Consider the following 13,524-nt stretch of genomic DNA (forward strand, 5'->3'; position numbering starts at 1 on the left):
CCCTTCTCTACAATTGCGCCCCTTGCCCACCTGGCAGGCACGCATGTGCCTCCCCTGCGGCAAGATCCATAAGTGTCATTCACTCCTTGTCTGACCGTTTTTGAGCGGCAGGCTACAACCCGTAAGGAGCATTCATGCGTCATTACGAAATCATCTTTTTGGTCCACCCGGATCAAAGCGAGCAAGTCGGCGGCATGGTTGAGCGTTACACCAAGCTGATCGAAGAAGACGGCGGCAAAATCCACCGTCTGGAAGATTGGGGCCGTCGTCAACTGGCCTACGCAATCAACAATGTTCACAAGGCTCACTACGTGATGCTGAACGTTGAGTGCACTGGCAAGGCCCTGGCCGAGCTGGAAGACAACTTCCGCTACAACGATGCAGTGATCCGTAACCTGGTCATCCGTCGCGAAGAAGCCGTTACCGGCCAATCCGAGATGCTCAAGGCTGAAGAAAACCGCAGTGAGCGCCGTGAGCGTCGCGACCGTCCTGAGCACGAAGGCGCTGATAGCGCTGATAGTGATGACAGCGACAACAGCGATAACGCTGACGAGTAATCCACGGACCTTTTAAGGAGCCTATCAAATGGCACGTTTCTTCCGTCGTCGTAAATTCTGCCGCTTCACCGCTGAAGACGTGAAAGAGATCGATTACAAAGATCTCAACACTCTGAAAGCCTACGTATCCGAGACCGGCAAAATCGTTCCAAGCCGTATCACCGGTACCAAAGCACGTTATCAGCGTCAGCTGGCCACCGCTATCAAGCGCGCCCGCTTCCTGGCCCTGCTGGCCTACACCGACAGCCACGGCCGCTGAGACCGGGCAGTCGACAAGTAGTAAGGGATTGAATGCATGCGCGCCTTAGCTGAGTTCATCATGCGCGGTCGTATGCAGGCCACTCTGGTAGTGGCTGGCTGTGCGGCATTGCCGTTGCTTTATTGGTTGGGTGCTGCCGCAGGTTGCCTTGTGCTCCTGCGGCGCGGTTTGAAGGACGCTCTTGGCGTTCTTGCCCTGGGTTTGTTGCCGGCCTTGATCTGGTGGCTGCAAATGGGTGATCCACGGGTACTTCTGGTACTGCTGGGGTCATCGAGCCTTGCGTTGGTTTTACGCGCAAGTGAGTCCTGGGTCCGCACGCTGCTGGTCAGCGTAGCATTGGGGTTGGTGTACTCAGTGATGCTTGGCGCGGCTTTCCGCCCGCAAATCGAGGCGCTGGCGCAGGAAATCGTCAAGATCCTGCCGCTGGCCCTCGGGGATCTCTACCAGCAATTGTCGGTAGATGAGCGAGCGCGGTTTGCGTCACTGATTGCGCCGGTCTTGACCGGCCTGATTGCGGCTTTGTTGCAGGTTGTCAGCGTGCTGAGCCTGATTCTTGGGCGTTATTGGCAGGCGTTGTTGTACAACCCGGGTGGTTTTGGTCGCGAGTTTCGCAGTATCAGAATTCCTGCGGGGCCGGCGATGTTGCTGCTGGCGTGCATGGTTGTCGGACCGAACTTCGGTCCACAGATGGCCTTGCTGGCGCCGATTTGCAGTGTACCGCTGGTGTTTGCCGGGCTGGCCCTGATTCATGGGCTGGTTGCGCGCAAGCGCCTGGCCAGGTTCTGGCTGGTGGGGTTGTACGTCACGCTGTTGCTGTTCATGCAGCTGATCTATCCGTTACTCGTGGTTTTGGCCATTGTCGACGGCCTGATTGATTTTCGCGGACGTCTGGCGTCGAAAGATGCCGATAGCGCGAACGGTGAAGGTTAAAAGTTAGAGGATTTTCACATGCAACTGATCCTTCTGGAAAAAGTCGCCAACCTGGGCAACCTGGGCGACAAAGTGAACGTTAAGGCCGGCTACGGTCGTAACTACCTGCTGCCATACGGCAAAGCCACCGCTGCAACCGCTGCCAACCTGGCTGCGTTTGAAGAGCGTCGTGCCGAGCTTGAAAAAGCAGCAGCAGACAAAAAAGCTTCGGCCGAAACTCGCGCTGCCCAACTGGCTGAGCTGGAAGTGACTATCACTGCCACCGCCGGTGACGAAGGCAAGCTGTTCGGTTCGATCGGCACCCACGACATCGCTGATGCACTGACCGCCTCCGGCGTTGAAGTGCAGAAGAGCGAAGTTCGTCTGCCGAACGGCACCATCCGCAACGTAGGCGAATTCGACGTAGCCGTGCACCTGCACGCCGAAGTTGAAGCCACCGTACGCGTTGTCGTGGTAGCAGCTTAAGCGGCACCTAACTGACTGGCACCTCGCGTGTCAGCCAGTTAACATCGGGCACGATCCTGTTTACAGGTCGTGCCTTTTGTTTTTCTACACACCCTTAAATTCCAAGTGGCCATGAACGAAATCTCCGCTCCTGAGCAATACGATCTGCAAACCGCTGCCCTGAAGGTGCCGCCGCATTCCATCGAGGCCGAACAGGCCGTGCTCGGTGGTTTGATGCTGGACAACAACGCCTGGGAACGCGTGCTGGATCAAGTCTCGGATGGGGATTTCTATCGTCATGACCACCGCCTGATCTTCCGTGCCATCGCCAAGCTGGCCGACCAGAACTCACCAATCGACGTGGTGACACTGGCCGAGCAACTGGACAAGGAAGGCCAGACCTCCCAAGTCGGCGGCCTGGGTTACCTCGGCGAACTGGCGAAAAACACGCCATCCGTCGCCAACATCAAGGCCTATGCGCAGATCGTCCGCGAGCGCGCCACCCTGCGTCAGTTGATCGGCATCAGCACCGAAATCGCCGACAGCGCCTTCAACCCCGAAGGCCGCACCGCCGCCGAGATCCTCGACGAAGCCGAGCGCCAGATCTTCCAGATCGCCGAAGCCCGCCCGAAAACCGGCGGCCCGGTCAGCGTCAACGACCTGCTGACCAAGGCCATCGACCGCATCGATACCTTGTTCAACACCGATGCGGCGATTACCGGTATTTCCACCGGCTACACCGACCTCGACGAAAAGACCAGCGGCCTGCAGCCGTCCGACCTGATCATCGTCGCCGGCCGTCCTTCGATGGGCAAGACCACCTTCGCAATGAACCTTGTGGAAAACGCCGTACTGCGCAGTGACAAGGCGGTGCTGGTGTACTCCCTCGAAATGCCAGGCGAATCGCTGATCATGCGTATGCTTTCGTCACTCGGCCGTATCGACCAGACCAAAGTGCGTTCTGGCCAGCTCGAGGATGACGACTGGCCGCGCCTGACCTCGGCGGTCAACCTGCTCAACGACCGTAAGCTGTTCATCGATGACACCGCCGGTATCAGCCCGTCCGAAATGCGCGCGCGTACCCGTCGTCTGGTGCGTGAACACGGCGACATTGCGTTGATCATGATCGACTACCTGCAGTTGATGCAGATTCCGGGTTCCAGCGGCGACAACCGCACCAACGAGATTTCCGAAATCTCCCGATCCCTCAAGGCCCTGGCCAAGGAATTCAACTGCCCGGTGGTGGCGCTGTCCCAGCTCAACCGTTCCCTGGAACAACGTCCCAACAAGCGTCCAGTGAACTCCGACTTGCGTGAATCCGGCGCGATCGAGCAGGATGCCGACGTGATCATGTTCGTGTACCGCGACGAGGTGTATCACCCCGAGACCGAGCACAAGGGCATTGCCGAAATCATCATCGGCAAGCAGCGGAACGGGCCGATCGGCTTTATCCGCCTGGCGTTCATCGGTAAGTACACACGCTTTGAGAACCTCGCGCCGGGCAGCTACAACTTCGATGACGATGAGTAATCGGCTTCAGGCGTTTGCCTGAGGGAGCGCACCGAACAGCGCCCTCACCGTGGGCTCGTTGTATTGGTAATTCCAACGCAACTCGGTACCGGCAGGGATATCTTCACTGGCAAAGAATGCACTGAGGAAAAAGTTGTCCCTGGGTTGCTCAGCAATCTGTGTCGTGACGTTGAACCGCGCAACCTCTACGTTATAGCCCGTGGATGCCTGCCTGACCGGCAGATTTGCTTCGTACTCAAAAATCGTATTTATTCGCGAAAGTACGTTGTCACCCGACAAAATGACCGGCTGTGGTGCAGCGGGAATGGGTTCAAAAGGTTTGACGTCGATCAAATAGGGATCCTGCCGATAAGCCGCCACATAATACGGCACCAGTTCCCCGCCATAGACGCCGAGCGCCTCACCTTTTATCAACGGCTTCCTGCTTATGACGGTCTGCTCGCCGATCATCACTGCCTCCTGCACACACTTTTGGTGGGCCGCAGTGAAGGGTGTCACTTCTAGTTTGTCTTCATAGAGGCGTGCAACCCGTTCATACCCTTCCCACTGCAAAAAAGGCAGGATCAATTCCTTGCTGAAAGTTTGATCGGACGTAAGCGATTTGCTGCGGATTTGTATGCTTCTGATCCGCAATGGGCGACCTGTTAAATCGCGCAGGGGGTAGCGGCCATTGTTGGCGCGATCATAAATGCGTCGATAGTTCTGGCTGTGTTGATAGCTTCGTGTGGACCGCATGGTCTCCATCTCCTTCGGCGTATACAGGCTGTTGACCGTGCCTTCTTCTGCTGAGTCGTATTCGCTGGATGAGTGCGCCGACTCAAACTCGTCGCTAAGCTCCATCGGCTCTCCCGATGGCAAAGCAGCCGCTTGCATGCCACCCATCAACCCCTGGCTGCTCGGATCGATATCCCAGCCACCGGAGGTTTTTGCGCGCAGGTAGGGCCGGTAAGCCCTGAACGGGCTGCGGGCATCGATCAGTCGCCATTTCTGCCCTTCGGCTTTGACCTGAAAGTAGTTCCCGCCCTCCAGGACGTAATAGTGATAGCCACCGTTGGGCAGCGGGGCTGACTGATGGATACCATCAGCGCGCAGCGTCAGGCCTGCCGGGGCGGTTTGCGTGGCGAACAGTGGATCAAGCGCAATCCCGGGGGCCTGCACGGGCGCCGTTGGGGCTAGCCTGGCGAGCGGCGGCAGCGGCGGTTTGGCGATCATTGCCAGGCTATGCTGATGGATGGCTTGTTTGAGCGTGCCTGCATTCGACTCACGCAAAAGCGCGCTGCGCTCGGCCTCGGTCAGCGTATGTTCCAGCGCGCTGAACAGCGTGCTCGGTGCATGCAGCTCTGTCGCCTCGGCGTCCTGCACGGCGTACTGTTCGCCCTGGCGGATCAGGATGTGACGCAGGCTGTCCTGTTCGCTGCCAATATGTCCCAGCAGCGGGCCGCTGTTATCATTTTCGTACACCTCGATGCGGCGTGCGCCTGGCCAGCCTGGCAACTGTTCCAGAGTGTGCAACACCAGTGGCACGCTCTCATGACTGCTCATCGAATCGAGAAAAATGCCTTCGTGGATGCGTGCGCTGCGCGCCACGTCGCGGTATTGGGTGGCTTCCCACTCTTGTGTTGACGGCAGTTTTTTCTCCTGGTGCAGGTGTTGCCGTTCCTGCGGGCTGAGGGTGGCTTCCATTTCTTCAAGGTGACGCTTGGACAGTTCGGGCATGGTTGGGCGAAGGTCCTGTTCAACCTGGCTAACGGGTTCCTCGCCGTGGCTATCGAGCAACGAAAACAGGCGCTGGCGTTGTGCCGGAACGCTTTCCAGCAGGCGTGAGGCAAGGTTTTCGACCGGGGTGAAATAGTCGATGTACAGCGCAGGTAGCAATTGATTGAATTCTTCCCGCGGCATCTGCTGCTCCAGTGCATGCAGCAGTTCGCCTTTTCTGAAGCGTGAAGCGCTCACCTCGATCGCGTTGGCGCCGCTACCGTGGCTGATCAGTACCTGTTGCCGTTCGTCGACGATTTTCAGCCGCCGGGTCGCAGGCCATTCCGGCAATGCACACACCAGGTGGAACTGGATGAAGGGGGACTGCGGTGTGACCGTAGTGCCTTCGGCGCGATCGAGGTTGAAGTCGGCGATCTCCTGGTCCAGGCTGAAGTGCTTGATCGTGTCCCGCAGCAATGGCGGCGGCCTCAGCATGTCCTGGTGGAGCTCGCGCAGGCCGGTGCTGTCCATGCCGCCGAGCAGGAGGATCGGCTCAACGGCGGGCTGTTTGATCGAGGCCCCGTCCGGGCCCAGGCGTTGGACCAGCTTGAGGTCATCCCAGTCGGCGGGCGTCTCATGCTCGGCGCGCCATCCGCCGACAGAGTTGCCCCGCACGGGCGGCGCGTAGGCGTCGGGGTCGGTAGGGTGGGACAGCTGCCATTGCTGGCTATCGGGCGCCCGTTGCAAGGCATGAATCTGATCATCAAGCTTCAGGTAATACCGCTGCGCATGTTTATACAAACCCTGCTTATCCGCGACCAGGCCGTCGGGCAGCATCTTGGGATGCCGATAGGGGGTCAGGTCGGGGTTCCACAGGCGCAAGCCCTTGTTGGCCACGTGCACTTTCAGCAGTTTTACACCGAAGCCGGCGGTCTTGACCACGCCTGCGGTGGCGACTGCCATCGCGGCGTCGTCCACCGCGTCGAGAAAGTCATTCAAGGCCTCTTCGCTATCGCCGCGGCTCCAGGCGGCGAAGCCGTCATAGACGGTATTGAGCAGCTGCAAGGCGCTGACGGCCAACAGCACTTCACCGACGATTGGAATGAATGACGCGGCAAAAAACAACAGTGACTTACCCAGTTCCAGATAGCCCTGCAGACGCTTTTGCCGGCTCATCAGGTCGGCATCGGCAGTGGGCACGGCCAGGATGCGCGCGTCATTCCTGATCTGGATGATGCGTTGCGTAGCCATGTCCTGAAACACATGCGTACGGACCGGGGTCAGGTTGAGCCTGCTCTCCAGGTTCGGGCGCGCACTGGGTGACGGTCGAGGGGCCAGCTTCAACAGGCTTCCCTGATGTTGCAGCGGTACCAGGCGAGTGAAAAAAGCCAGGTATTGCGGCTGTTCCAGGCGTTCGGCCAGGCCGTGGTGGAGATCCTCCCAGGTTGGATGCAGGCGAAACGCCGCGCTGGGGTCCTGGGGTGTGTAGAGAACCATCGGCAGCCCGATCGCCGACGCCTGAATCACCATGACATTGGGCAGAACAACATCCTGGAGGGTCAAAAGGCTGCACCGTATGTCGATGTTATTTCCAGTGGTCTGGAGGCTGCGCAGCTGCAGAAACTGCCAGGTGGTGAACGCCTTCTGCAGGTAGGCGATATGCAGTGCGACCCCAAAGGCAAGCTGCTCTTTACTGGACAAGAGTTGCATGACCTCGGCGGCGGTACGGGACGTGCCGGAGTTGGGCGTGGGTTCAAGCGCGTTATCGATATGCGCGAGGTACTGGCCGCCGATATCCAGGTTGCGGCAGACGCTGGCGAAGCGTGTCGCAGCAATAATGCTCAGCACTTCGCCGCTGGGGCCGGGATTATAGATGGCGGTGCCAGTTTCCATGCCGCCGGTCTCGGCTTCCGCTGCTTCGAAATTCTGCAAGGCCGCTTCCAGCAGCGTTTGCCGGGTGGTGCGGGCGTGATTACGGATCAGGCCCAGCAGATGATGGTTTTTCCATTCGCGGGACAGGATGGCGTTCTCGTCGTCCTGCAAACCGAAGAACTCGGTCCGCAGGGCTTGGCGTAACAATGGCCTGGCAAACTCCTCGGGGCTTTGCAGTTCATCCATCAGCGCCTTTAGCGCTTGCCTGGCCTGATTGCTGCTGATGAGGTCACTGCGAAAGTCTGCACGCTGCGAAGCCGAAGCCTGGGTCAGCCAGGCAGGCAATCTGGACGCGATGAATGCCCTGTGGGGCGATTGTGGCAAGGGGGTGCTCATGGGCTAGGCCATCCGAAGTGATGATTGACCTGCCGCAGATTACCCATGAAATTTTCGATCAACGGTTAGAAGATTAGCCCCCGCACCCCTATAAAGGAGGGTGGTCTGCAGCCTCGCGAGCCTCTGGCTTAAAAGCCGACCACTGCCGTCGGAATTGGTCAAAATTTGTGCTATATTCCGCGCCCGCGATTTTTCATCTCAACACCGGTCACCGTCATGCAAACAGCCAAGCCGTTATTTGACTATCCCAAGTACTGGGCCGAATGTTTCGGTCCTGCGCCATTCCTGCCGATGAGCAGGGAGGAGATGGATCAGCTTGGCTGGGATTCATGCGACATCATCATCGTCACCGGTGATGCCTACGTTGACCATCCGTCGTTCGGCATGGCGATCATCGGCCGGCTGCTGGAGTCCCAGGGCTTTCGCGTCGGGATCATTGCCCAGCCGAACTGGCAGTCCAAAGACGACTTCATGAAGCTCGGCGAGCCGAACCTGTTTTTCGGCGTCGCGGCCGGTAACATGGATTCGATGATCAACCGCTACACCGCCGACAAAAAAATCCGTTCCGACGACGCCTACACCCCAGGCGGCATGGCCGGCAAACGCCCGGACCGCGCCAGCCTGGTGTATAGCCAGCGCTGCAAGGAAGCCTACAAGAACGTGCCGATCGTGCTCGGCGGCATTGAGGCCTCCCTGCGCCGCATCGCCCACTATGACTACTGGCAGGACCGCGTGCGCAACTCGATCCTGATCGACGCCACTGCCGATATCCTGCTGTACGGCAACGCCGAGCGCGCGATTGTCGAAGTCGCCCAGCGCCTGTCGTGGGGCCACAAGATCGAAGACATCACCGATGTGCGCGGCACCGCGTTCATTCGCCGCGACACCCCGGCCGGCTGGTACGAAGTGGACTCCACGCGCATCGACCGTCCGGGCAAGGTCGACAAGATCATCAACCCGTACGTCAATACCCAGGACACCCAGGCTTGCGCTATCGAGCAAGAGAAAGGCCCTGTCGACGATCCGGAAGAAGCCAAGGTCGTGCAGATCCTGGCAAGCCCGCGCATGACCCGCGACAAGACCGTGATCCGCCTGCCCTCGGTGGAAAAAGTCCGGGGCGACGCGGTGCTCTATGCTCACGCCAACCGCGTATTGCACCTGGAAACCAACCCAGGCAACGCCCGCGCCCTGGTGCAGAAGCACGGTGAAGTAGACGTGTGGTTCAACCCGCCGCCCATTCCCATGACCACTGAAGAAATGGACTACGTGTTCGGTATGCCGTACGCCCGCGTACCGCACCCTGCGTATGGCAAGGAGAAGATTCCGGCCTACGACATGATCCGTTTCTCGGTGAACATCATGCGTGGCTGCTTCGGCGGCTGCACCTTCTGCTCGATCACCGAGCACGAAGGTCGCATCATCCAGAACCGTTCCGAAGAGTCGATCATTCGCGAGATCGAAGAGATCCGCGACAAGGTCCCGGGCTTTACCGGGGTGATTTCCGACCTCGGCGGCCCGACCGCGAACATGTACCGCATCGCCTGCAAGAGCCCGGAAATCGAATCCGCGTGCCGCAAGCCGTCGTGCGTGTTCCCCGGCATCTGCCCGAACCTGAACACCGACCACTCGTCGTTGATCCAGCTGTACCGCAGCGCCCGTGCGTTGCCGGGTGTGAAGAAAATCCTGATTGCCTCCGGCCTGCGCTATGACTTGGCCGTCGAGTCGCCGGAATATGTGAAAGAGCTGGTCACCCACCACGTCGGTGGCTACCTGAAGATCGCCCCGGAGCACACCGAGGAAGGTCCGCTCAACCAGATGATGAAACCGGGCATCGGCAGCTATGACAAGTTCAAGCGCATGTTCGAGAAGTACACCAAGGAAGCGGGTAAGGAGCAGTACCTGATCCCGTACTTCATCGCCGCCCACCCCGGCACCACCGATGAAGACATGATGAACCTGGCCCTGTGGCTCAAGGGTAACGGCTTCCGCGCCGACCAGGTGCAGGCGTTCTACCCGTCGCCGATGGCCACCGCCACCGCGATGTATCACTCGGGCAAGAACCCGCTGCGCAAGGTCACCTACAAGAGCGACGCGGTGACCATCGTCAAGAGCGAAGAGCAGCGCCGTCTGCACAAGGCGTTCCTGCGCTACCACGACCCGAAAGGCTGGCCGATGCTGCGTGAAGCGCTGACCCGCATGGGCCGCGCCGACCTGATTGGTCCGGGCAAGGACCAGCTGATCCCACTGCACCAGCCGAGTACCGACAGCTACCAGAGCGCCCGTCGCAAGAACTCGACGCCGGCCGGCAGCCATAAGGTCGCCAAGGAAACCACCACCAAAATCCTGACCCAGCACACCGGCCTGCCACCCCGTGGCAGCGACGGCAGCAACCCGTGGGACAAGCGTGAACAAGCCAAGGCAGCGGCCCAGGCGCGAAACAAGCAGGCGGCGAAGGAACGTACCGATGCGGCGAAGGGCAAAGGCGGCAAGCCTGCGCGTAAGCCGGTTGTGCCGCGTTGATTGCAGCCTGACATGCAAAACGCCAGCCTCGTGCTGGCGTTTTGCTTTCTGGCCGGTGGTGAGCCTGTTTGGTAAGGTGGCGCCCATTGAAGCGCTATCGGGAGCAAGCCCCCTCCCACATTTTGAATGTATTCACACATCCAAGTGTGGGAGGGGGCTTGCTCCCGATAGCGTCAGTCCAGTCACCCCCTTCAAGGAAGAGCACCTCCATGAGCAACCCCCTGCTCAGCATCGGCATGGACTCCAACCGCTCCCAATTCATGGCGCGCCAGCGTATTGAAAGCCAGATCAACCTGCCGCGCCTGTTCGCGGCCATCGACGCCGACCCAGGCATCGTTGGCGCAGGCGTTGTCTACATCGACGCCGACTTCAACGTCATTACCCTGCGCGAATTCAAGCCGATTTGCAGTATCAAGCCCAAGCGCATCATTTTACGCGAGGCGCAGAAGTACATTTCGCCTGCCCAGTTTGTGGAACAGGTGAAGACAGATCCCCGTGAAGGGCGCCTCCAGAAGGAGGCATTTGATATGGGTCTTTCCTGCGGCGCAGCGGTGATCGGTTGGATCGTGGTGTTCAGCGGCAGCGTCGCCGTTCCGTTCACAGCCGGTGCCAGCGCTTTTGTCGTGGGCATTGGCATTACGGCGGCGCTGGCTAGCAGCGCCCAATGCGGGTTTGGTGTTGCGCGTACCTATAACGAAGTGCTTGACCCAGATGCCAACGACCGCATGGACGACGCCGAATGGTATGGCGCGGTTTCACCCATCCTCGATGCGGCCTCGCTGGTGGGTATCGGCACGGGGGCCTTGACCACGATTAGGCTGCTCAAGGCCAACAAGGCCGCCGCGTTGGGTAAGAGTTGGTATGAACTGCTCAAGGGCCTGAGCCGTCAGGAGCGCAAGAAGTTGACCAAGGAGTTGCTCAGCCTGCGCGATCCGAGCCTGACGCCCAAGTTGCTCAAGCTGCAGCAGCGCGCCGGCAAGCTGACCAAGAGCTACAGCTCCACCGAAATCCGTCACGCCACCCTGACCCAATTGAAAGATGCGCTGGACGGCCTATTGGGCATCACCGGTAGCTATCGAACAGGGCATGTCGGTACGGCCAGCACCATTGCGATCGGCTTGTACGAGGATTTGACCGAATGAGCGGCTTCCCCGATATGCGCAGTTTTCTCGCCCGTTATTTTCCGGTGTTCATGGGTACTGTTTTCATGGCGATCTTCTCCGGCTCAGTTGCCGTTTCCACGGCGGGCGTGACCTATTTGCGTGGGGTAGAGCCAGCGCTCAAGTCCAATTATTCCGGGGCTGCGATCCTGCTGCTGGTGGCGGTGCTGGTGTTTGGCAACGTGATGATCGCGCGTGGCTATCCCTGGGCGGCCAAGCTGGTGGCGGGATACCTCGGCGCATGCCTGTTGTTCGTCTTGCCGATGATTCAGTACGACCTCAATCGCCTGGTGTACGGCTCGGCGGTGTTATTCCCACTGCTGGGGTTGCTGTTGCTCAACAGCAAGCGCCATCGCGAAATGCGTCAGCGGCTACTTGAAATACGGCGCCTGCGACAAGCCGTCGTTGCCCAGCGTAAAGCCCTTTAATTGGGTAGATTCACCACCTGTGTTCGCGCTTTCATCAGAAAGTCTGGCCCGCGCTGCGATCTCGCGTTGGACTGACGTGAGTAAACCAACCGGCCGCCCAGGTTGGTAAAACGCCAGCCTCGTGCTGGCGTTTTGCTTTCTGGCCGGTGGTGAGCCTGTTTGTTAAGGTGGCGGGCATTGGATCGCTATCGGGAGCAAGCCCCCTCCCACATTCTGACCTGTGAATACATTCAAAATGTGGGAGGGGGCTTGCTCCCGATAGCGTCAGTCCAGTCACCCCCTTCAAGGAAGAGCACCTCCATGAGCAACCCCCTGCTCAGCATCGGCATGGACTCCAACCGCTCCCAGTTCATGGCGCGCCAACGTATTGAAAGCCAGATCAACCTGCCGCGCCTGTTCGCGGCCATCGACGCCGACCCAGGCATCGTTGGCGCAGGCGTTGTCTACATCGACGCCGACTTCAACGTCATTACCCTGCGCGAATTCAAGCCCATTTGCAGCATCCAGCCCAAGCGCATCATCCTGCGGGAGGCGCAGAAATACGTTGCACCGACACAATTCGCTCAACATGTGACGAGCAACCCCAGAGAGTCCAGGCTGATCGGCGAGGCCGTGAACACCGGGATCTCTTGTCTGGGCGCTGTCATCAGTTGGGCTGCGATTGCCAGCGGCACCCTTCTGGTGCCGTTCAGTGCGGGCGCCAGTTCCGTCGTTGTGGTGATAGGGTACGCGGCGGCGGGCGCGAGTTCGCTGCAATGCATCAATGGCCTTGCCCGCACGACGCTTGAGGTGGCCAAGCCCGAGGTCAACGATTGGCTCGACAGTGAAGGCTGGTACCAGAATGCTTCCATTGTGCTCGACGCAGCGTCGCTGGTCGGCGTGGGCGCTTCGACCCTGACGACGATCAAGCTGGTCAGGGCCGCCAAAGCCTCGACGGGCAAGAGCCTGCGGGATGTGCTGCGCGGTTTGAATCGGCAGGAAAGAGCCAGGCTGACGAAAGAGCTGCTGAGCATCAACCATCCCAGCTTGACCGCGAAGATGCTCAAGTTGAGGCAGGCGTCGGGTGAACTCACCAAGCGTTTCACCCCTACGCAGCTCAAGCACGGCACAACGACCCAGATCAAGGACGCCCTGAGCGCAGTCGTAGGGTTCGGCGGGAGCGCCTACTCCGGAAACGTCAATACCATCGCGATCGGGCTGTACGAGGAAGTAAAAGAATGGGCGAATTGATGACGCTCCGGGACTTTTTCCGGCATTACTTTCTGATATTTCTGGGCGGCGTATTTGCGGCGTATTTTTCATTGGCGTTGGCCATGGCGCTGGCGTTCGTCACCTATTTTGATGATGCGCCCCTTGCTCAAGTCGGGCTCAAGATCATGCTGGCCGGGGCGGTGTTCACGCTGCTGACGGTGCATAGTAACTTTATGATTTTGCGCGGCAAACCCTCTTGGACATGGTTGATGGTCGGTATCTACGTCGCTTGCCTGCTGTTTGTGTTGCCGATGATCCAATACGACCCTCATCGTGTTCTTTATGGGTTGGCGCTGGTTTTTCCACTGTTCGGGCTGCTGATACTCAACAGCAAGGGGCAGCGCGAGATGCGGGCCAAACTCGTTGAAATTCGCCACCTGCGCCAAGCCCTTGGCGCTCGGCACAAGGCCCCATGACTGGGTAGATTCACCACCTCCCTCCAAGGGTTCGCCACAAATATGTGCGGCGGTTGCACCATGGCA

General features: G+C 59.3%; 11 protein-coding genes. 10 read left to right on the top strand and 1 reads right to left on the bottom strand.

The window, feature by feature from the left end; genetic code table 11:
• Window positions 1-134: 134 nt before the first annotated feature.
• The 5 genes from rpsF to dnaB all read left to right on the top strand — a co-directional run bounded on the left by rpsF (window position 135) and on the right by dnaB (window position 3,720).
• Window positions 135-557, top strand: coding sequence for a 30S ribosomal protein S6 (gene rpsF, locus C4J89_RS02730; protein ID WP_003236224.1), 423 nt, complete (start codon window positions 135-137; stop codon window positions 555-557).
• A 28-nt stretch (window positions 558-585) separates the two neighbouring features.
• Complete coding sequence (rpsR, locus tag C4J89_RS02735) at window positions 586-816, top strand: 30S ribosomal protein S18 (protein ID WP_002551829.1); 231 nt, start codon at window positions 586-588, stop codon at window positions 814-816.
• Between the two features lie 36 nt (window positions 817-852).
• Window positions 853-1,746 carry a hypothetical protein gene (locus tag C4J89_RS02740; RefSeq protein WP_124361031.1) on the top strand — a complete coding sequence of 298 codons (894 nt, stop codon included), beginning with the start codon at window positions 853-855 and terminating at the stop codon, window positions 1,744-1,746.
• Between the two features lie 18 nt (window positions 1,747-1,764).
• Complete coding sequence (gene rplI / locus C4J89_RS02745; protein ID WP_003171376.1) at window positions 1,765-2,211, top strand: 50S ribosomal protein L9; 447 nt, start codon at window positions 1,765-1,767, stop codon at window positions 2,209-2,211.
• Window positions 2,212-2,322: 111 nt separating this feature from the next.
• Window positions 2,323-3,720 (top strand): replicative DNA helicase, encoded by a 1,398-nt coding sequence (gene dnaB / locus C4J89_RS02750; protein ID WP_003188079.1) that lies wholly within the window; start codon window positions 2,323-2,325, stop codon window positions 3,718-3,720.
• Window positions 3,721-3,726: 6 nt separating this feature from the next.
• Here the strand turns inward: dnaB and C4J89_RS02755 are convergent, their stop codons facing one another.
• On the bottom strand, window positions 3,727-7,533 hold the full coding sequence (locus tag C4J89_RS02755; protein WP_256681772.1) for a dermonecrotic toxin domain-containing protein: 3,807 nt from the start codon (window positions 7,531-7,533) through the stop codon (window positions 3,727-3,729).
• Window positions 7,534-7,899: 366 nt separating this feature from the next.
• On the opposite strand from C4J89_RS02755, the gene C4J89_RS02760 reads away from it, so the two are divergent.
• From C4J89_RS02760 to C4J89_RS02780, 5 genes are all read left to right on the top strand, one after another.
• Complete coding sequence (locus C4J89_RS02760; RefSeq protein ID WP_012721927.1) at window positions 7,900-10,203, top strand: YgiQ family radical SAM protein; 2,304 nt, start codon at window positions 7,900-7,902, stop codon at window positions 10,201-10,203.
• Between the two features lie 209 nt (window positions 10,204-10,412).
• On the top strand, window positions 10,413-11,345 hold the full coding sequence (locus C4J89_RS02765) for an NAD synthetase (RefSeq protein WP_124413689.1): 933 nt from the start codon (window positions 10,413-10,415) through the stop codon (window positions 11,343-11,345).
• On the top strand, window positions 11,342-11,791 hold the full coding sequence (locus C4J89_RS02770; RefSeq protein ID WP_124413690.1) for a hypothetical protein: 450 nt from the start codon (window positions 11,342-11,344) through the stop codon (window positions 11,789-11,791). The genes C4J89_RS02765 and C4J89_RS02770 overlap by 4 nt, the downstream gene beginning before the upstream one ends.
• Window positions 11,792-12,091: 300 nt before the next feature.
• Window positions 12,092-13,021, top strand: coding sequence for an NAD synthetase (locus C4J89_RS02775; protein ID WP_124413691.1), 930 nt, complete (start codon window positions 12,092-12,094; stop codon window positions 13,019-13,021).
• Complete coding sequence (locus C4J89_RS02780; RefSeq protein WP_124413692.1) at window positions 13,009-13,458, top strand: hypothetical protein; 450 nt, start codon at window positions 13,009-13,011, stop codon at window positions 13,456-13,458. The genes C4J89_RS02775 and C4J89_RS02780 overlap by 13 nt, the downstream gene beginning before the upstream one ends.
• Window positions 13,459-13,524: the final 66 nt, after the last annotated feature.

Source organism: Pseudomonas sp. R4-35-07 (assembly GCF_003852235.1).
GTDB lineage: Bacteria > Pseudomonadota > Gammaproteobacteria > Pseudomonadales > Pseudomonadaceae > Aquipseudomonas.